The sequence below is a fragment of the Micromonospora sp. LOL_023 genome, from assembly GCF_048060115.1.
In the GTDB taxonomy this organism is placed as follows: domain Bacteria; phylum Actinomycetota; class Actinomycetes; order Mycobacteriales; family Micromonosporaceae; genus Micromonospora_E.
This window is the reverse complement of record NZ_JBHMIM010000084.1, coordinates 1-19,707: the sequence shown is the minus strand read 5'-3', so window position 1 is coordinate 19,707 and position 19,707 is coordinate 1. Positions and strand designations below refer to the sequence as shown.

Annotated in this window: 16 protein-coding genes and 4 pseudogenes; 10 read left to right on the top strand and 10 right to left on the bottom strand. The window is 67.5% G+C overall.

The features are described 5' to 3' along the window. Positions 1 to 328, top strand: a 328-nt coding sequence (locus ACFHVL_RS28755; protein ID WP_416631639.1) for a hypothetical protein, incomplete at its 5' end; no start/stop codon positions are given. A gap of 510 nt (positions 329 to 838) precedes the next feature. Here the strand turns inward: ACFHVL_RS28755 and ACFHVL_RS28750 are convergent. The 6 genes from ACFHVL_RS28750 to ACFHVL_RS28725 all read right to left on the bottom strand — a co-directional run bounded on the left by ACFHVL_RS28750 (position 839) and on the right by ACFHVL_RS28725 (position 7,643). Continuing rightward, complete coding sequence (locus ACFHVL_RS28750) at positions 839 to 1,921, bottom strand: Gfo/Idh/MocA family protein (protein ID WP_416631642.1); 1,083 nt, start codon at positions 1,919 to 1,921, stop codon at positions 839 to 841. Between the two features lie 18 nt (positions 1,922 to 1,939). Next, complete coding sequence (locus ACFHVL_RS28745) at positions 1,940 to 3,106, bottom strand: Gfo/Idh/MocA family protein (protein ID WP_416631637.1); 1,167 nt, start codon at positions 3,104 to 3,106, stop codon at positions 1,940 to 1,942. A gap of 118 nt (positions 3,107 to 3,224) precedes the next feature. Next, positions 3,225 to 4,538: an ABC transporter substrate-binding protein gene (locus tag ACFHVL_RS28740; protein ID WP_416631635.1), complete on the bottom strand. Its 1,314-nt coding sequence runs from the start codon at positions 4,536 to 4,538 to the stop codon at positions 3,225 to 3,227. 69 nt (positions 4,539 to 4,607) lie between these two features. Next, complete coding sequence (locus tag ACFHVL_RS28735; RefSeq protein ID WP_416631633.1) at positions 4,608 to 5,513, bottom strand: carbohydrate ABC transporter permease; 906 nt, start codon at positions 5,511 to 5,513, stop codon at positions 4,608 to 4,610. Further along, positions 5,506 to 6,441: a carbohydrate ABC transporter permease gene (locus ACFHVL_RS28730; RefSeq protein WP_416631632.1), complete on the bottom strand. Its 936-nt coding sequence runs from the start codon at positions 6,439 to 6,441 to the stop codon at positions 5,506 to 5,508. The genes ACFHVL_RS28735 and ACFHVL_RS28730 overlap by 8 nt, the downstream gene beginning before the upstream one ends. Before the next feature lie 224 nt (positions 6,442 to 6,665). Next, a complete protein-coding gene (locus ACFHVL_RS28725; protein WP_416631631.1) occupies positions 6,666 to 7,643 on the bottom strand; it encodes a LacI family DNA-binding transcriptional regulator in 978 nt (325 codons plus the stop codon). A gap of 400 nt (positions 7,644 to 8,043) precedes the next feature. Between ACFHVL_RS28725 and ACFHVL_RS28720 the strand changes: the two genes are divergently transcribed. After that, positions 8,044 to 11,352: an InlB B-repeat-containing protein gene (locus ACFHVL_RS28720; RefSeq protein ID WP_416631629.1), complete on the top strand. Its 3,309-nt coding sequence runs from the start codon at positions 8,044 to 8,046 to the stop codon at positions 11,350 to 11,352. 147 nt (positions 11,353 to 11,499) lie between these two features. Here the strand turns inward: ACFHVL_RS28720 and ACFHVL_RS28715 are convergent, their stop codons facing one another. Beyond that, on the bottom strand, positions 11,500 to 12,915 hold the full coding sequence (locus ACFHVL_RS28715) for a PHB depolymerase family esterase (RefSeq protein ID WP_416631627.1): 1,416 nt from the start codon (positions 12,913 to 12,915) through the stop codon (positions 11,500 to 11,502). Here ACFHVL_RS28715 and ACFHVL_RS28710 point away from each other — a divergent pair. The 7 genes and pseudogenes from ACFHVL_RS28710 to ACFHVL_RS28680 form a co-directional block, all read left to right on the top strand. Then, positions 12,905 to 13,300, top strand: a pseudogene (locus ACFHVL_RS28710) (hypothetical protein); the annotation flags it as partial. The gene ACFHVL_RS28715 and the pseudogene ACFHVL_RS28710 sit on opposite strands and share 11 nt — an antisense overlap. A 307-nt stretch (positions 13,301 to 13,607) precedes the next feature. Beyond that, positions 13,608 to 14,153, top strand: a complete 546-nt coding sequence (locus tag ACFHVL_RS28705) for a substrate-binding domain-containing protein (RefSeq protein WP_416631625.1) — start codon at positions 13,608 to 13,610, stop codon at positions 14,151 to 14,153. Between the two features lie 60 nt (positions 14,154 to 14,213). Then, a complete protein-coding gene (locus ACFHVL_RS28700) occupies positions 14,214 to 14,621 on the top strand; it encodes a VOC family protein (protein ID WP_416631623.1) in 408 nt (135 codons plus the stop codon). Positions 14,622 to 14,776: 155 nt separating this feature from the next. Next, positions 14,777 to 15,361: a hypothetical protein gene (locus ACFHVL_RS28695; protein WP_416631622.1), complete on the top strand. Its 585-nt coding sequence runs from the start codon at positions 14,777 to 14,779 to the stop codon at positions 15,359 to 15,361. Positions 15,362 to 15,384: 23 nt separating this feature from the next. Further along, a complete protein-coding gene (locus ACFHVL_RS28690; RefSeq protein WP_416631621.1) occupies positions 15,385 to 15,504 on the top strand; it encodes a DUF5825 family protein in 120 nt (39 codons plus the stop codon). A gap of 46 nt (positions 15,505 to 15,550) precedes the next feature. Continuing rightward, positions 15,551 to 16,542: pseudogene (locus ACFHVL_RS28685) on the top strand (cytochrome P450). Positions 16,543 to 16,560: 18 nt separating this feature from the next. Continuing rightward, positions 16,561 to 17,358: pseudogene (locus ACFHVL_RS28680) on the top strand (MFS transporter); the annotation flags it as partial. A 45-nt stretch (positions 17,359 to 17,403) separates the two neighbouring features. Here the strand turns inward: ACFHVL_RS28680 and ACFHVL_RS28675 are convergent. Beyond that, complete coding sequence (locus tag ACFHVL_RS28675; RefSeq protein WP_416631620.1) at positions 17,404 to 17,709, bottom strand: carboxypeptidase-like regulatory domain-containing protein; 306 nt, start codon at positions 17,707 to 17,709, stop codon at positions 17,404 to 17,406. A gap of 296 nt (positions 17,710 to 18,005) precedes the next feature. Beyond that, positions 18,006 to 18,707: a trypsin-like serine peptidase gene (locus tag ACFHVL_RS28670; protein ID WP_416631619.1), complete on the bottom strand. Its 702-nt coding sequence runs from the start codon at positions 18,705 to 18,707 to the stop codon at positions 18,006 to 18,008. A gap of 248 nt (positions 18,708 to 18,955) precedes the next feature. Here ACFHVL_RS28670 and ACFHVL_RS28665 point away from each other — a divergent pair. Further along, positions 18,956 to 19,309 (top strand): annotated as a pseudogene (locus ACFHVL_RS28665) (hypothetical protein); the annotation flags it as partial. Positions 19,310 to 19,351: 42 nt separating this feature from the next. Here ACFHVL_RS28665 and ACFHVL_RS28660 read toward each other — a convergent pair. Further along, positions 19,352 to 19,549 carry an IS3 family transposase gene (locus tag ACFHVL_RS28660; protein ID WP_416631641.1) on the bottom strand — a complete coding sequence of 66 codons (198 nt, stop codon included), beginning with the start codon at positions 19,547 to 19,549 and terminating at the stop codon, positions 19,352 to 19,354. Between the last annotated feature and the right edge of the window lie 158 nt (positions 19,550 to 19,707).

Genomic DNA, 19,707 nt, shown 5'->3' with positions numbered 1-19,707 from the left:
CACCCTGCGCACCCTGGGCACCATCAGCACCCTGGAAACCCTGCGCACCCTGCACGCCCTGCACGCCCTGCGCACCCTGCGCACCTTGGGCACCATCAGCACCCTGCGCACCCTGCGCACCCTGGGCACCATCAGCACCCTGCGCACCCTGCGCACCCTGCGCACCATCAGCACCCTGCGCACCCTGGGCACCCTGCGCACCCTGGAAACCCTGGAAGCCCTGCACGCCCTGCGCACCCTGCGCACCCTGCGCACCATCAGCACCCTGCGCACCCTGCGGTCCTTGGGGACCACGGCTCGGCTTGTGCCGACGCCATTCGTCCTCTGAGCGCTGCCAACCCTGCGGCCCGAGGCCCGGCTGCCAACGTTCACGGTCGCCGATACCCGGGTCGTCGCGCAACGGCGCAGCGGGATACCAGACAGTGCGATACCCGTTCGGCCCAGGTGTGACGAGCGAAGACTCTGTGCTGGGACGCGCATCCCCCAACGGCCGAACCTCGGCCGCGCTGGCCGGCTGCACCGCTGGTGTCAAGCTACTTGTCGTCGCGGCAAGCAGGAGAAGATAGCCCAACTTGGCAGGGGTTTGTGCTTGTTTGAGTCGTCGACGCAGGCGTCGTTTACTGGTCACCGTTGCTCCCGCAGCGTCCCGAAGATTAGTAGAAATTCCTCGACGGGGTGTTGGGGGGCATCCCGCACTGCGTTGAGCATAAGTCGGTTATCGCCGCTATGCGGCTATTCGTCAAAAATCTCCATTATGAGGTCTTTTCACGAAGATCGGGGGGCTCGAGCGCGAGCCACGGACCTCACTCAAGGAGGCGCCGCTGCTGTGGTCGGTCGGTCAGCGGTCCGCGACGTGGCGGACCACCCTGGCCTGCAGTTGGGCACGGATGCTGAGCTCCGCCGCCTTGAACGCGTGCTCCTGAGTCATGGCGTTCTCGGTCCGGTGCTGGCAGTCGAGGATCAGCTGACCGAAGTACGGATAGCCGACCTGACCGGTAGCGACCAGATGGTGCTCGCCCTTGCCGTCGACGAGGAAGACATGGCCAGAGCCGGCGTCGGTCGCCACGTTGACGTACTTGCGCAGCTCCAGGTAGCCGTCGGTGCCGAGGATGAAGGTACGCCCGTCGCCCCAGGTGCTCAGTCCGTCGGGGGTGAACCAGTCCACCCGGCAGTACCCGGTCGCGCTGGTGTTCAGCACCAGCCCCAACTCGCCGAAGTCGTCGAGCTCCGGGTACTGCGGGTGGTTGAAGTTCCCGACTGTCGAGTGGCTGATCTCGGCATCGGTCGCCCCGGTGAAGTACAGCATCTGCTCCACGTTGTGGCTGCCGATGTCGCAGAGGATGCCGCCGTACTTCTCCTTGCGGAAGAACCAGTCCGGGCGGCCGGCAGCGGAGAGCCGGTGCGGACCGAGGCCCATGACCTGCACCACCCGGCCGATGGCGCCTCGCTCGATGAGCTGCCCGGCCAGCACCGCCGCCTCGACGTGGATCCGCTCCGAGTAGTAGACCGCGTACTTGCGCCCGGTGCGCGCGGCGGCCTTTCGTGCATCGGCCAGCTGCTCCAAGGTGGTGAGCGGGGCCTTGTCGGTGAAGTAGTCCTTGCCTGCATCGATGACCCGCAGGCCGAGAGCGCACCGCTCCGAGGTGACGGCGGCGCCGGCCACCAGGTGGACCATGTCGTCGTCGAGGACCTCCGACTCGTCGCGTGCCACCCGCGCCTGCGGGAACCGCTGGCGGAACGCGGCGACCTTGGCCGGGTCGGGGTCGTACACCCACTTGAGCGTGGCGCCGGCACCGAGCAGGCCCGCGCTCATGCCGTAGATGTGCCCGTGGTTGAGCCCAACCGCGGCAAAGACGAACTCCCCCGGTGTCACCACCGGGGCCGGCATGGGATCCGGCGCGTACGTCGCTCCACTGACCATCGTCACCTGTTCGTCTCCTCAGCTGTCCTGCCGGGTCGTGGCACCGACGGTGATGGGACCGGGCAGGTCGCGTACCGTAGCGGTCTTTTCGAAGAACCGCGGCGCGCGCCGTACCAGGGCACCGCGGTGATAGTAGGGATCGTCCGGGGACAACGGGAGACTCACCGGGCGGCGCTCGATACCCGACTCGTAGATCGCGGTGACCAACTCGACCGCGTTTCGCCCGTCTGTGCCGCTCACCGCAGGTGCCGTCCCTTCCCGGACCGCACGCAGCACGTCGCCGATCTGACCGGTGTGCCCGGCATGCGTGAGCGGGCGGTGCGCCTGCACGAGTGCGTCGAGGTCGGCGACCAGGTCCTGGTTGCCGCCCGGCGCGGGAAACCCGTTCGGCGCGCTGCTCTCGGCCACCGCCCGCCACGGCTGGGAAACCCGGGCATGCGCGCCCTGGATGACGATCTCCTGGTCCTCGCCGTGGTGCACCACCGAGCTGGTGAGCTGAGCCAGTGCCCGGTCGTACTGCAGGATCGCGACGGACAGGTCCTCGACCTCGGCGTTGTCGTGCTGCGCGTTGACGAGCATCGCGGTCACCGCCGACGGACGGCCGAGCATCCACATGGTGAGATCGATGTGGTGGATGGCGTGGTTGAGGGTGCAGCCGCCGCCCTCGGAAGACCAGGTCCCTCGCCACCACAGGTCGTAGTAGGGCCGTCCCCGCCACCAGGACGAGTTGACCTGGACGTGCGACACAGCTCCGATCAGACCAGAGTCCAGCACTTCCTTCAAGGTTGCCATGTCGTCACGGAACCGATTCTGCGCGACGACCGACAGCAGCTTGCCCGACTCCGCAGCGGCGGCGACCATCGCGTCACACTCCTGCAGTGACGGCGCCATCGGCTTCTCCACCAGGACGTTGACTCCCGAACGCAGGGCGGCGATGGTGAGGTCGGCGTGCGTCGACGGCGGTGTCGTGATGCTCACCAGGTCCAGATCCTCGGCGGCGAGGAGAGCCCCGGCATCGTCGTAGACGCGGGCATCGGTGAGACCGAAGGTCGTCCTGCGTTCCTGCGCCTTGGCCAGGTCCACGTCGCAGACGGCGGTGATCCGGCAGTCCTCCCCGAACTTCTGGTAGCCGGCGATGTGTGTGCCCGCGATGCTACCCGCACCGATCATTCCCACCTTGAGCATGCAGTTCTCCATCTCGGCGCGTGACGTGAAGCGTTGGTCGGGGTGTCGGGTCGAGTCGCAACGGGCGGGCCAAGGCCCCGGGTCGGGCCGCGGTCACCCAGATCGCGCCGACATAGGATCATTGTGCGGCATCGATCGACGACTGCAACTCCGCCACGAACGCCCCGGCGGCCTCCTCGGCGGTCCGTATGTCGAACATGACGTCCTGCAGGTAGCGGACGATGGTCCGTTCGATCTCGCTGGCACCGTTCGGCACGATCTCCGGTGCGTCGCCGAGCACGTCCTGGATCGACTCGGCGTACTCCACGGCCTGCAGTTCGCCAGGGGTCAGCGAGTCTCTGATGGATTCCAGCACCGTGGCGTTGGCGGGAATGCCCCGCTCGGAACCGATGATTTCACCGGCCTCTGTGGTGTTGACCAGGAAATTGATCAACAGCTCGGCTTCAGCGGGGTGCTCGCTCTCAGCCGACACCGACCAGTACATGCCCGGCTTGAGGTAGCTGAACGGGGTCGAGTTCCCGTCTTCTGTCGGCAGCTTGACGGCGATCAGGTCGGCTCCCCCGGTGGCCTTGGTGTAGGCCGCCAGCTGCGTCACGTTGGCGAAGATCATCGCGACCTTGCCGGTGGCGAAGTCCGTCTGATCGAGCGCGGCGCTGGCACCCTCGGCGAACTGCGAGGCCGGCACGGAGGCCCCGGCGGTCGCCCAGTCGTTCACCTGCTGGAAGTACCTGGCCAGCGTCGGCACGCTGATGCTGACCTTGCCGTCGCTGAACAGGGCTTCGCCGTGCTGACGGGCGTGGATCTGCAAGGAGAACTCGTTCCAGTGTGGGGTGAATCCGTGCACCTGGCCGCCGGACGCTTCGGTCACCGACCGGCCGAAGTCGGCGAACTCGTCCCAGGTCCAGTTCTCGGTGTCGGGTAGGGCGACGCCCAGCTCGGCAAGCTTGTCCTGATTGACCAGGATGCCCCAGGCGGACGTGGAGATCGGCATGCCGTAGAGCGTGCCTCGGGACCGCCCGGTGTCCAGCACGGCCGGCGGCAGTGTCGCCGTGTCCAGCTGCGGTTGCTGGGACAGGTCGGCCAGCACACCGCGGTCGGCGTACGAGGCGAGGTACAGCTGGTCCATCTGGATGACGTCCGGAGCGTTACCGCCGGCAGTCGCCGTCGCGAGTTTGTCCCAGTACCCGGTCCAGTCGCTGAACTCCCCGATCACCTCGATGTTCGGATACTGCTCCTGGAACGCCTCGATCGCCTGCTGGGTCCGCTCGTGCCGCGCGTCAGCGCCCCACCAGGTCAGTCGCAATGTGACGTCGCCGTCGCTGAGCTGCTGAGTCCCGCCGGACGAGTCCGCGGTGCCACAGGCACCCACTCCGAGTACCGCGACGAGCACGCCGGCAATCGCCAGCCGGCTCGGGAAAGATGACATACGCATACTACTCTCCGTTCCGATGAATGGAAGTTGTCGACGCAGCTGGACAGGACGGGGACAGGACAGGCTGGTCTATTTGCCACCGGTGGTTGCGATGCCGCGGATCAGATACCGCTGACCGACCGCGAAGGCGACGACGAGCGGAACGATCGACACCACGCTCATCGCGAACAGTGCGCCGAAGGATGATTCAGACTGTGCGTCGACGAACGACCGCAGCGCAACCGGCACCGTGTACAGGCTGGGGTCCGTCAGGTAGACGAGCTGGCTGAAGAAGTCGTTCCAGGTCCAGATGAAGGTGAAGATCGCGGTGGTGGCCAACGCCGGCCGCATCAATGGCAACAGCACCTTGAGGAAGATGGTCGCATGACCCGCTCCGTCGATGCGAGCAGCGTCGTCGAGCTCCCGCGGCAGTCCGCGGATGAACTGGACCATCAAGAAGGTGAAGAAGGCGTCGACGGCAAGGAATTTGGGCAGGATCAGCGGCCAGAAGCTGTTGACCATGCCCAACTGGGCGAAGAGGACATACTGCGGGACGATCACGACGTGGATGGGCAGCATGATCGTGACAAGCATGATGGCAAAGGCGGGCCGCTGGAACCGGAATCGAAGGCGCGCAAAGGCGTAGGCCGCCATCGAACAGCTAATGAGGTTTCCAACGATTGCGCCGACAACGATGATTCCCGAGTTGAGCAGATACCAACCGAAGGGTTGCGCGAGCGCGTTCCAGCCGCGGGTGTAGTTCGACAAGTCGAATGTGTCGAGCACCAATGACGGATTTCCGAAGATGTGGCCGTCGGGCCGCAGTGAACTGACGACCATCCACAACACCGGGTAGAGCGCAACCCCCACCACGACCAGCAACAAGACATGTCGTACGCCTTGAACAACGCCCGCCGCGCCAGCTCGCCGCGCCAGCTTGGCCCTCGTGACCGGCGGCTGTAGCCGCGCCGGCTCCCGCGTCATCGAGTCAGTCATCGTAGTGAACCCAACGCCTTGCCGCCCAGAAGTTGACTGCCGTAAAGGCTCCAATGATCATAACCAGAAGCCATGCCATCGCGGAGGCGTAGCCCATTCGGTACGAACCGAATCCCTCCTGGTAGAGGTACAACGTATAGAAAAGTGTCGAGTCCGACGGCCCCCCGGTGCCGCCCGACACCACGAAAGCCTGTGTGAACGTCTGGAATGCATTGATGACCGCCAGCACCAAATTGAAGAAGATGATGGGCGTCAGTAGCGGCACCGTAATGTGACGAAACTGACTGACCGTACCTGCACCGTCGACTTGCGCCGCCTCGTAGTACTCCCGGGGGATCTGTCGCAGTCCGGCCAGGAAGATGACCATCGGCGATCCAAAGGTCCATGCGTGCAGGACGACGAGCGTCCACAGGGCGGTCGCCGGGTCCGCCACCCAACTCGTTGTGGTCTCGACCCCAAGGAAGCCCAACAAATCGTTGACCAGGCCATCGCCGCCGAAGATGAGCCGCCAAAGAACGGCGATGGCCACACTCGACCCCAGCAACGAGGGTAGGTAGAACGCGGACCGGTAGAACGCCAGTCCGCGCATCCCCCGGTCCAGCACCAGTGCGAGCAGCAGCGCCAGTGCCAGCTGGGCCGGCACGCTGACTGCCACGTAGAGAAACGTGACGCCCAGGGAACGGTGCAGTCGCTCGTCGGTGAGCATCCGCTGAAAGTTGTCGAGCCCGATGAAGCTTGGATCCTGGAGCAGGTTGTAGTTGGTGAAGGCCAGATACAACGACGCGAGCATCGGGCCCAGCGTCAGGACGAACAGGCCGATGAGCCAGGGCGCAAGAAACGCTGCGGCCACCCGCGTGTCACGCGCGGCCTGCGGCGGCCGGGCTCCGGGATCACGGCGGCTGATCGCTTGCAGCTCGGCGATGCTCACCGTGCCACCCACGCTGACCGCGGCCAGAAGGTGCTACACATGTTCGACCCCTTCCTCCCGCTCGCGGACACCTCGTCGACAGCGGTCCGCAGTTGTCGCATGTCGATCGACGACCTGGGTGCGCCAGCAGGCACGCCACGCTGCGTGCCGCTGCTCGTAACCTCGCCGAATCGGATGTGTGATGCACCATAGTGATCGATCACCCTTGAGTGCAAGGGGTCGACTCAAACCGATGCTGGGCCGGTCGAGTCGCGGAGCACCAGCCGCTGCAGGTCGGCTGGGAAGGCCTCGTTCAGGGGTTCACCCCGCATCAGGGCCAGCAGCCGCTGCATCGCCAACCGGCCATGCCGCTCCCGGTCCACCGCCACCGTCGACAGGCTCGGTCTGAAGTACCGTCCGATTTCCTCGTCGTCCCAGCCGAACACGCTGACCTGGCCCGGCACATCGATGCCGACGCTCTGCAGGCCGAGGATGACGCCGAGCGCGACCTGGTCGTTGGCTGCGAACACGGCTGTCGCACCGCAGCCCGCGACCACGGTGCGGGCCGCCTCGTACCCGGATCGTACGGTCCAGTCGCCGTCGACGACGGCACACGATTCGAGGCCCAGACGCTCGACGGTTGCCTCGTACGCCGACCGCCGGTTGCGGGCGGAGGCCCACGACGGCGAGCCGGCGACGTGGACGAACCGACGATGACCGTTGGCCGCGAGGTAGCCGATGATGGCGGTCACGGGTGCCGCGTCAGCCAGGTGGTTACGCCCCCGCATGTTGTCGTCGTATTCCCCGACGATCACGATGGGCACCGGGAACTCTGTGGCACCCGAACCATCCAAGCTGTCCTGCAACGGCGCGAACGACAGAATCCCGTCCACCGTCTCGGGCTGGAGCAGCGCCCGGGTCCGGGCCGCGCGGTCCGCCGCCGATCCCTCGAGGCTGACGATGTCGATGTGGAAGCCGGCGTCGTGGGCAGCGCCCGCGGCACCCTGTAGCAGCCGGTTGGGGACCAACGGGGTGATGTCCGGCATGACGATCGCGATGCGGTCGGTTCGCCTGGTCCGCATCGCCCTGGCCGCCCGGTTCGGACGGTAGTTGAGCAGCTCGACCGCACGGGTGATCTTCTCGACCGTCGCCGGGCGCAGCCCACCGTTGCCACGCAGGAAGCGTGAGACGGTCTGGTGCGACACCCCCGCCTCCTTGGCCACCTCGAAGATGGTCGCCGGCTTCCTGCTTCGCTCCGGCGTCGCCGAGGGCTCTGTCGCCATTGATAGGTATTCCCTTCCTCGCCGGCCCCTCAGCCAGCGTTGACACCAAGGTGATCGATCACTATGGTTGCCGCCACAAGTCACAGTCGAGTCGGCATTGTTAACAGACCTACGTTCCGTAGCCCCACGAAGATAGCCGCACCGCGACTCCGGCAGAGCCGCAGCGGTGCGCTGACGGCGGGTCGCCGCCGGCTGGCCCAACTGCTTGCCGGCGGGCGGCGAAACCGAGGCTGACCTTGCTTTCGCTGCCCACGGTACCGCCTCGATCACCGGAAGCACTCGCCCGCCAGCGGTTCGCTGACGATCTCGGAGAGGCCATCAGGAGATGCAGGGAGAGGTCATGACCAGAGGAAGACAACGGGCGCTGGCTGCCCTGTCCGGGGTCGCGCTCGCGCTCGGGCTCATCCCGGCGACCGGATCGCCGGCCGCCGCCGACACGAGCTACCCCGTCACCGTCGACTACCAGGTCGATGCCGGCGCGATGCGGCACATCGGCGGCGGCAACCTGCACCCGTTCGACGAACGGGGCCCCGCGCAGTGGCTGACCGACGGCATCGACATCAACGCGATCCGCGGAACGGACTACTCCAAACGTACAAGCGTCTACCACGACTACCTCCCCGGGTGGTTCGAGGACGCCACCCGCGCCCGGTTGCAGACGATCAACCCGGACGCCAAGCTCATGATCGGTACCTACTACGGGTTCAAGGGCAAGGTGGCCCGCGGCGAGTACGGCGGCAACACCGACTGGAAGGCCCTGGCGCAGATCGACGAGGGCTCCGCCTACAAGGAGTACATCGCCGCAGAGCTCGCCGACGCTGTGGCGAAGGACATCGACGTCTACTCCTGGGTGCTCTGGAACGAGCCTGACCTGCAGTGGAGCAACCAGAACGCATTTTTTCAAGGGTTCAAGAACGGCTACGACGGCGTCAAGGACTTCGACCCGACCCAGCTGGTCCAAGGACCTGAGCTCGCCTCGTTCAAGTTCTCGTACCTCACTGCCTTCCTGACCTACTGCAAGCAGCACGACTGCCTGCCCGACGTGCTGGCCTGGCACGAGCTGACACGGACCCGCACCGCGATCGAGGACCACGCCCGCCAGATCACCGAGTGGATGCGGCAGAACGACATCCCGGTCATGCCGATCGCCATCACCGAGTACCAGGGCACCGGATACTCGACGACGGAGGCCGGGCGTCGCAGCCAGGGCAACTACAACCCCGGGCTCTCGGTCTCGTACCTAGGTGAACTCGAACGCGCCGCGGAGAGCACCAGCCTGGAGTTCGGGCTGCGGTCCGCGTGGGGCCTGCCCGGCGACAATCCCAACTCGCGCAGCTTCCTCGGCGAGATGGCCACCTTCGACGACGACGGCAAGATGGCGACCGGGATCTGGTATGTGTACCAGGCCTACTGGGAGATGACCGGCCGCAAGGTCGGAACGACCTTCGACAAGACGTCGGTCGACGCGCTGGCAACCTACGACGACGACTCGACCGTCAACGAGTCCTGGATCCTGCTGGGAAACTGGGAAGAGACGGCAAAGACCATTCCGGTCACACTGCGCAACCTCCCACCGGCACTCGTCGCCAGTGGCCGGGTGCACGTACAGGTGGACCTGATCCAGGAGACGCTGGCCACGCCGAACTACGGCACCGTACCGGTGCTGCGCCGCAACGTGGCCGCCGCTGCGGGCCAGGCGTCGTTCTCCCTGGATCTGCCCGGTCGCACCGCCGCCCGGATCCTCGTCACGCCGCCCGCCGCCGACCCCACGCGATACAGCGCGGTGCCGGGATCGGGAGCCGAACCGGTCGAGGTTCGCAGCACCGGCACGGTCCAGACCTCGACGGCGAGGCTCGCGGGAACGACCTACGCCGCACACACCGGCGGTACGCCGAGCAGCTACCGCGACGGCGCCGGCGCGGAGACCGCTGTGGAAAGCGGAGACGCGGTGACATACCGGTTCGACGTCGACGAGTCAGCCGTGTACCGGCTGCGTACCGACTTCGTCGCCACCGGCAGCGGTGCCTTCGTGCAACCGTACGTCGACGGCGTGTCGACCGGTACGCCAGTAGACCTTTACTCGGCGCAGCCCCGACTGGTCGACCACGAGCACGGCACTGTCCACTTGACCGCGGGTACGCACGAGATCACCTACCGCATCGTCGGCGCCGGGAAGAACACCGCGAGCACCGGGTACGACATCGGAGTACGAAGCCTCCTGGTCGCCGCGCCCGGGGTGCCGACGACCGACGCGGCGATCGTCTTCGACAGCAACGACGGTCGGGGTGAGCACGCCCGGATCTTCGCGAGTATCGGGGCCAGCCTCGGTGCCTTGCCGGCACCACCGGTACGCAACGGATACGAGTTCGTGGGCTGGAACACCGCCCGGACCGGCACAGGTGCAGGTGTCGACGCGGACACGATCGTCGCTGGCGACATGACCGTCTGGGCGCAGTGGCTCGAAATCGGTGAACTCGCCTACCTTGTCGACGCTGGCGACATCGACCCGGCGACCGTCAACGCTGGCTCCCGGCTCGGCACGCACCACAGCGTCACCGACCAGTTCTTCGGGCCTGACCCGGTCACCGGAAAGAACTGGGGTGTGCTGGACACCGCCAGACCGTCCGCGACCTACCCGAACCTGCTCACCGGCACCTACACCTGGCCCGCGGAGAACCTCGGACACACCGACGGCACACCTGTCGGTCAGACCTACCGCTACGCCAAGGACCAGACGCAACCGCTGGCGCAGCGAGTCGGTGTGCCGTACAAGTTCGAGCTGGCCAACGGCCGGTACCGCGTCGACCTCGCCATCGCCACCGGCTGGTCGGCGCAGGTCGACAAAGGATACGAAGCGACCGTCACCCTCAACGAGGGAACCAGCGAGGCAGTGACCGCACTACCGCCCACCAAGCTGTCCAAGGACTGGACCAACCCGGTCCGGGCGTCCGCGACAGTCAAGGTGACGAACGGCTTCCTCACTGTCAACGTCGACATGGCCAACGAGGCGTCGGGATCGGTCATGGTGAACACCATCGAGATCCACAGGCTCCTCGCCGTCGATGTGACGCCCCCGACGGTCACCATCGAGCCGTGGTCCGAGAGCGAGAACGGCAGCTACCGACAGGTCAGCTTCGCTCTGTACGACGAGGGAACGCTCGACAAGGTCGTTGTCAACGGCGTCACCACCGACCTTGCCGACGCCATACGGACCTCGCTCGACGGAGTCGAGCCGGGCAGGTACGGCGCTGTCGTGGGCACCAACACGCTACGGGCGTTCGATCTCGCGGGGAACGTGACCGAGGTGGCGTTCACGCTCGCCGGGCCGCCGTCGGACTGGTCCGCGCCGACGGTCTACAACGCGGGCGACGAGATCACCTACGCCGGATCGGTCTGGGTGGCTCAGTGGTGGACCAGCAACGAGGTGCCCGGGACGAACCCGTACGGTGCCTGGGCCGAGAGCGGAGCCGTGGTTGAAACCTCCGACGGCACCGTTCGCGCCTGGACACCGTCGTGGATCTACACCGGCGGTGAGACGGTGGCGCACGGCGAGCACCTGTGGACGGCCCGCTGGTGGACCCGCAACCAGGCACCTGGCGCGACGGCCGGCCCGTGGCTGGATCTCGGTTCCCGGCAGGTACCGAGCTGATCCCGACGATACGGATGCGTCGATCGGCACGACACGGTCCGAGGTGGCCACCGGCTCGGACCGACCGCGGCCAGCGCTGTAGGACGTCGCTGGTCGCGGTCGGTCATCCTGGACTGGTCGCCCCGCAACCAGCGACGTCCGCCTGTGTCAGGCGACGGCGCAGGGAGTGCCGTTCAGGGTGAACGACGTCGGGCTACCGTTGTTGCCGGTGTGGGTGGCCTGAAAGCCGATGCTCTGCGAGCCGTTCGGCGGGATGCCGGCGTTGTAGGACAGGTTGCGGGCGGTGACCGCGCCGCTGGTCGGCGAGTACGTCGCGTTCCAGCCGGAGGTGATGGTCTGCCCGGCGGGCAGGGTGAAGGCCAGGGACCAACCATTGATCGCGATGCTGCCAGTGTTGGCGATCGTCACCGAGGCGACGAGTCCGTTGTTCCACGCGTTCACCCCGTAGGTGATCCGGCAGGTGCCCGACGGCGGCGGCGCAGTCGTCGGCGGCGCGGTCGTCGGCGGCGCGGTCGTCGGCGGTGCCGTGGTCGGTGGTGCGGTCGTCGGCGGCGCGGTCGTCGGTGGTGCAGTGGTCGGCGGCGCGGTCGTCGGCGGTGCCGTGGTCGGCGGCGCGGTCGTCGGTGGTGCCGTCGTCGGAGGCGCCGTGCCGTCCAGACCGAAGAAGCGGATCACCTGGGCGGCATCGACCGGGATGCTGTGGCCGGTGCCCTGCATGCTGATCGCCTCGACTGGCGCCATACCGCCGGAGCTACCGTACCGGGTGCGGGTGTAGTTGCCCTGCGGGCTGTCGGTGTAGGTCGGCGTCTGACTCAGCCCGTGCACGTTGGTCCACTGCTTGATCTGCTCGGCGAAGTTCGGGTAGCGCAGCGTCCCGTCGTTGGTGCCGTGCCAAATCTGCATCCGTGGCCACGGTCCGGAGTAGCCGGGCAGACTGTTGCGGACCGGGTCGCCCCACTGCTGGGGGGTACGGATGATCTGTCCACCTGAGCACTGGCTGTTCCACTCGGAACCGCCAGTGGTGGCGAAGCAGGTGAACGGCACCCCGGCGAAGGACGCGCCGGCGGCGAAGACGTCTGGGTAGACGCCGAGCATGACGTTGGTCATCATCGCGCCGGACGACGTTCCGGTGGCGAAGATCCGGCCCGGGTCGGCGTTGTAGCGCTGCTGCACGTAGCTGACCATGGACCGGACGCCGACCGGGTCGCTGCCGCCACCGCGGGTCAGCGCCTGCTGTGAGTAGACGTCGAAGCACTTGCTGCTGCGGGTCACCGACGGATAAATGACGATGTAGCCGTACCGGTCGGCCAGAGACGCGAACTGGGTGCCGGAGTGGAACCCCGGTCCGGAGCCCGTGCAGTAGTGCAACGCGACCAGGATCGCCGGACGGGGCGCTACCCGGTCCGGCACGTACAGGTACATCCGCAGGTTGCTGGGGTTGGTGCCGAAGTTGGTGACCTCGGTCAGGGTGGCCGCCGAAGCGGGTGCCGCGAAGGTCAGTGCGGCCGCCGCGGCGGTGACGGTTGCTGCGGCGGCGGCCAGCATCTTGGCCATGAGTCTCATGTGGTTCCTCCGGAACGCACGCACGATGGGGATCCGACGCGGGGCTGCCCAAGCTCCCGCTTCACTCCGGCTCGAAACAGTTACTAGTATCGATATGAATGGTTCGAGATTCAAGGTCGGCGTCGAACTAACATCGACACATGTGGATAGAAACGCCTTGACGCTCCGTAGCATGAGCCGGGCGATGCCCCAGATCAAGCGGAAGGTTGGCGAATCGGTCGTGGACCACGCCCCCACCCACTCGGACCACCCACCGGCGACCGGCAGGCCGCCGGAAGGTCAGCGACGCGGACCCCGCCGTGGCGATCTCTCCGTCGCGACGATCGCCGCGCTGGCCGACGTCTCGAAACCCGCCGTCTCGAAAGTGCCTAACGGACGGTCCCGAGTGGCCCTCGAGACCCGCCGCCGAATCGAAGCACTGGTCCGCGAGCACGGCTACCAGCGGCCCGGCTCGGCCTCCCCGACCGCCGGCATCGAGGTCGTCTTCTATCAACTCGAGAGCCACCTGGCGATCGAGATCCTGCGTGGGGTGGAGCTGGTCGCCCGGACCAACGAGCTCGCCGTCGGGTTCACCGAGGTGCAGGGCCGCACCGAACCGGGCCGGTCCTGGGCCGAGCAGTTGCTGGCCCGCCGACCGGTCGGGGTGATCGCCGTCTACTCCGCGTTCACTCCGGAGCAGCACGCCCAACTGGTTGCCAGCGCCGTCCCGCCTGGTCGCCCTGGACCCGGTCGGCGAACCGGTCCACCCGACCCCGTCAGTCGGCGCCACCAACTGGAACGGCGGCATCACCGCGACCCGCCATCTGCTCGACCTCGGGCACCGCCGAATCGCCGTGATCAGCGGCCCGCTCGACATGCTCGGCGCCCGCGCGCGGCTGGTGGGCTGCCGGGCGGCGGTTGGCGTACGGCTGGATGACGACCTGGTCCGCAGCGGCCGGTTCTTCTTCGAGGACGGTGAGACACACGGGCGTGACCTGCTCGACCGGCCCGACCGACCGACGGCGGTGTTCTGCGGCAACGACCTACAGGCGCTCGGCGTCTGCAGCGCCGCCTGGCAGCTCGGCCTGCGCATCCCGGACGACCTGAGTGTGGTCGGCTTCGACAACATCGACAACGCCCGCTGGTGCTGCCCGCCGCTTACCACCGTGCGCCAGCCGCTGACCGAGATGGCGTCGACCGCCGCCGGGATGGTACTCGCGCTGGCCAACGGTGGCGTGTTGCCGCGACACCGGGTGTAGATTGGCACTACTCTCGTCGTCCGGGGCAGCACCGCCACACCGTCGACCAGAAGGTGACCCATGAACTGGACACTCGAGGTGGTCGTGGTCCCGGTTACCGACCTGGACCGGGCCAAGGACTTCTACGCCGGACAGCTCGGCTTCACCGTCGATCACGACACGAAGATCAACGACGAGGTACGGATCATCCAACTGACTCCGCCCGGGTCGGGCTGCTCCGTGGTGATCGGCAAGGGTGCCGTCCCGGACATGCCGCCCGGTTCGCTCCGCGGCTTGCAACTCGTCGTCGCCGATCTCAAGGCCGCGCACGGCGAGCTCAGCGGACGCGGCGTCGCGGTCAGCGACATCCAGATCCTCGGCGAGAACCCGCAGCCGGTCCCCGACCCGCTGGACAACGTCGGTTTCTTCTTCTTCACCGATCCGGACGGCAACGGCTGGGCCGTGCAGCAAATCTCCGACCGGGGCTGACCTCGCCAGGCTGATCCTCGACGCCATCCGATCATCCCGGCGCATCGCCGAACAGTGCAGCGGCCCTCTCGGCACCCGGGCCACACGTACCTGCCTTCGCCGCTCACCAGCCCAGCCGGGCCGTAAAACTGCACGACGACGGTGGTCTGACCCAGGTGCCGGCCTGGGACATCCGCGCGGGCCGACGTCAGGTCCGCACTGCCGCACCGAACGGGGTGTCCGCCCGCGACATCGAGCCGGACGGCCGGCACCTTCTGGAAGTTCGAGGCGGACCGGACCGGACCGGAGTCGGTGTCTGGCGCCGCCAGCCGGTCGACCCCGGTCAGACGGCAATCGGCCAGGGCGCGGCAGACCGGGCCACGGCCGGCCCGCCGCCGCTGGCACTGACCGGGCTACCGCCCGGCCGGCAGCACGGCATCGCCTTCGACGCCACCGGCCGCCGCACCGCCGTCTGCGTCGGCACCGGCCGACAGACCCGCTGCTACGCGGGAGAACCGGGCGGACCAGGTCACCTGGTGGCGGTCAGTGCCGGCTACACCGCCCTGGTCGACCTAGCCGCCGACGGAAACACCATCGCGCTCGCCGCCCGGGCCGACGCCACGACCGCGGTCAGCGTCGTACGGCTCACCGACGGGCGGACCGACACCGTCGCCGGCAGCGACCAGCAGCGGATCTGGTCCCTGGAGTTTCACCCCGGCAACCGACCCGGCCGGAGCATCTGGTCGCCATCGGGCAGCTGACCGAAGGAGTACCGGCCGGGCAGGTGCCCGCGCCGGTTCGGCGGGACCTGGCCGACGCCCGGCTGATCGCGGCCCAGGCCGGGCAGCTGTGGTGGCTGCCGACCCCGGCGTACCGCTGGCCGTTCCCAGCGCTGGCGGTATGAGTACCGCCCGGGTTTCCCTTCACCGACCGTCTCCGCGAGGAGGGACATGGACACCGTGACCGGTACGGCGACGCAGCCCGAGGTGCCGTACATCGCCGACCCGTACCCGACGTTGGCCCGCATCCAGTCCGACGGCCCGGTGTCGATCCTGCACAGCGACGAAGGGCTGTGGCCGGGGTCACCCTCGGCGGTGACGTCGTCCACATGCTCAACAGCGACCCGCCGGACCACACCCGGCTGCGGCAGCTCGTCCACGCGGCGTTCGTCGCCCGGCGGGTGGCCGCCATGCTGCCGATGGTGGACCGGATCACCACGTCGCTGCTCGACGACATCGCCGGACGCCGGACAGTGGACCTGATGAAGGACTTCGCCTTCCCGCTGCCGATGCTAATCATCTGTGATCTGCTCGGCTTCCCAGCCGAGGACCGCGCCTGGTCGACGGCGATCCTCACGCACAGCGACAACCCAGCGGACTTCACCACCGCCCTCGGTGAGATGACCGACGACGAGATCGTCGGGATGGTCTTCCTGCTGCTGATCGGCGGCCACGAGACCACCGTCAACCTGCTCGGCACCGCCACCCTCGCCCTACTGCGCCACCCCGACCAGCTCCGCTGGCTGCTGGCGAACCGGCCGGCGCTGCCGGCCGCGATCGACGAGTTTCTGCGTTACGAGTCGCCGGTCAGTATGGCGACGCTGCGGTTCACCACCGAGCAGGTTGACATCGACGGAGTACGGATTCCCGCTGGTGAACTCGTACTCCTCTCGCTCGGCGGCGCCAACCGGGATCCGGACCGGTTCCCCGACCCCGACCGGTTGATCCTGGACCGGGGCGACCCCGGGCACCTGGCGTTCGGCCACGGTCTGCACCGCTGCCTCGGCGCGTTCCTCGGTAAACTCGAAGGCGAGCTGGCGCTCGGCGCCCTGCTGGACCGATACCCCGGGCTGAGCCTCGCCGCCGACGAACACGAACTGCCGTGGCGGAACACGATTATGCTCCGCGGGCTGGAGTCGCTGCCGGTGGCCCTCGATAACTGACTCCTTGACCGACTCCGTTTCACCACCGGGATGATCGGCCCCGGGGTGGCGGCGCTCTCCCCGGCGGTGGCGTTCGGCGTGGACGCGGCGACGTTCGCCGTCTCGGCGGTCTGCCTGGCGATGATCGGCGGCGTCGCGCGGGGCACGGTGCCACCGCCACCGGTCGACGACGGCAGCCCGCAACCGGGCAGGGCGGGACCGGACGGTGGCGCACCGCCGTCGGACGCGCCGCCGGTCGGGTTCTGGCGGCTGCTGCGTGAGTCGGTGCTGCTGCGTACCGTGCTGCTGGTGACCGCCGCCGCCAACCTGACCGCCGCCGCCAACCTGACCGTCGGCGGCATGGTCCGGATCGGGCTGCCGTCGCTCAGCAACGGCGAGCTGGCGGCCGGCGCGGGCGGGCTGGGTGGACTACTGGCCGCGTTCACCGCCGGCTCGCTGGTCGGTGGGCTGTTCTCCGCCGGCCTGGCCGGGCTGCCCCGGCGCGGCGCGACGGCGATGCTCGCCGGCATGGTGCTCGGCCTGGCGATCGCCGGCTACCTCGGCGCGGTGGCGGCCCTGGTGGTGGCCGGTCTGGCCAGCACCGTCACGAACGTACTAATGATCACCACCATGCAGCAGCGCACCGCGCCGCACCTGCTGGGCCGGGTGATGAGCGCGATCGTCTTCGCCGCACTGAGCCTGTTCCCACTGTCGACGGTGGCCGCCGGCCTGGTGGTCGACCGGTACGGCAGTACGGCGGTCTTCCTGGCCTGCGGGGCGACGCTGCTGGCCGCGTTCAGCTTCAGTCTGTCCCGGCGCGAGCTGCGCCACGGGTGACCCACGACCGCGCCACGGCCGACGTCGGGTCGGACCGGATACTGATCAGCCGAGGGTCATCGGCACCCGGCTGGTCTCGTCCGCCGCCACGGTCACCCGCCGGGCCGCAGCGACGTCCTCGCCCGGAACCCGTACGGTGAACTCGTACTCCCCCGGTGGCAGATCGGTCCAGATGTACTCGCCACGCGCGTCGGTCATCCGGGCGATGTCCTCGGACAGCTCTGCGGGCATCGGCCAGTCGACCGTACGGACCTCCACCGGGATCACCGGCAGCGGTTCACCCGCCGGGTTCCGTACCTCGATGATCGCCGTACCGCGATTAGCTACCGTACCCGGCGACCCCGATGGCACGTCTCGCTGGTCGGCGACGGGGGTGTCCGGAGTGTTCGGGACCGACGGTCCGGACGAAGGCGACGATTCAGTCGCACAGCCCGCCATCAGCAAGCTGACGAACAGCACCGACAGAAGTGCACGTCGTACTGGTTTCATGGCCAGTCCTCGTTTCGCGGCCAGTCTTCACGTCACGCAATTGCTCGATTGCGCAGAGTATCAGGAGCCGGTGGCGAGGTGCCGGGCGTCGCCGCCGCGCCGACCCCCGCCCGGCGACCGGGTTGCGCGGTCACCAGACAGGGCCGTCATGCGTCGCACTACAGGTCGCGCCAGTAGATGAAGTTGTTGAACACGGGCTCGGTGATCCGCGGTCCGCTGTTGTGGTTGTTGTTCGGCGCCCCGCTGCCGTGGAGGACGTACGCGTGTACCGCCACGGCGCAGGGGCCGCAGTCGGTCACCGAATACGTGTAGACGGGTCCACCACTGTTACCGCCGACCGTGTCGTGATGGTAGAACAGCTCGGTGGACTGGGTCACCCGGATCTGGTCGGAGCTGGACCACTGGGTGCCAAACGTCTTGTCCCCGCTGTAGCCCCGGTTGTAGGTCGAGGTGCCGTTCTGGCTGGCGGAGGTCCACATGAACCCGGAGGTACGGGTGATGTGGACCGTGGAGCTCGCCGGCCACCAGTCCGCCGGGGTCGCCTGGTAACGGTTGTCCGTACCGATGATGCTGCTGATGCCGATCTCGCCCGGCTCGGTCCTGCCCTCGACCTGGACGGCGGGCGCCCGGTCCGTCCCGTCAGCGCCGCGCCGCACCGTCGGACGGGTGGTCTGAACCATCGTCTCGTCGATCCGCTCGGCGAGGACCGCCGGGTTGATGGTTTCGCCCGTGTCGGAGACCGGGGTGACCATGTCGACGGTGCTGGTGGGTGTGGCCGCGGCTGGTGTCGCCGCGGCAGCCAGCGCCAACGCCGCCGTCGCGACGAGGACACCGAGCGTCCGGCGCGCCTTGTTTTTCATGGAACCTCCCGATGATGAGGCGGGTGTCCGGTGATCTCTACTCGGACGCATTCCCATAGGTGAATCTTCATCGCCTTCTCCCGACTGGCGAGGCTTCTGTCCTTGAACCAACAGTTATTCGATGATTGTCGATGAGATCATCGACGGCAGGCATCGACCGGTTGTCGGTACGATCGGATAGCCGACAGACACGCCCGGCCGCATCGGCGACTCCGTAGCCTTCTCGTCGCGAAACAGGAGGAGGCTGCGTGTCGCAGGTACGTGTCGAGGTCACTTTCACACCGCTGACCGGCGATGACGATTTCGCTCTCGACCAACTCACCGAAGAGCTGGCAGACGATCTTCGTGGCGTTGGGGACGTCCGACGCGTCCCGATCGCCCCCGGTCCGGCGAGCAAGGGCCTCGCGGAGCTGGCACTGGCGGCCGTCACCGTACTGACCAGCGTCGACCCATCATACGTACAGTTGCTGGTCGATGTGATCGTGGCGTTCCTGCAACGCCACGCCGGCCGCCGCGCCCAGCTCCGGGTAGGCGACGTCGAGTTGACGATCGACCAACCCACACGGAAAGAGACCGCCGAACTGATCGAGACGGTACGGGCTGAGGGGCCTCGCGTTTTCCGGACAGTGGTTCGGCCGGTTCTTTCACGCCGCGATTTGAAGGTTCTCGAACTCTGCGTGGACTTCCCGGGGAGGTCGGTAGCCCACCGCCGAATGCAGACGCTGACGATTGTACCAGAATTCGATGTAGGCAGTAACGTCCCGGCGTGCCGCCTCACGCGTGGGATACTTCACACGCGACACGCGTTCGTTCTTCAGCGCACCGAAGAACGATTCCGCCATCGCATTGTCGAAACAAATTCCGGTCCGGCCAGCAGATCGCCGCAACCTCAGATCCCGAAGCGTTCTGCCGTAGTCGTCCGACATGTAGTTGCTGCCCCGGTCCGAATGAAAGATGGCGTTCTTCCTGAGTTCGCGATTCCGGGCGGCGTTACGGATGG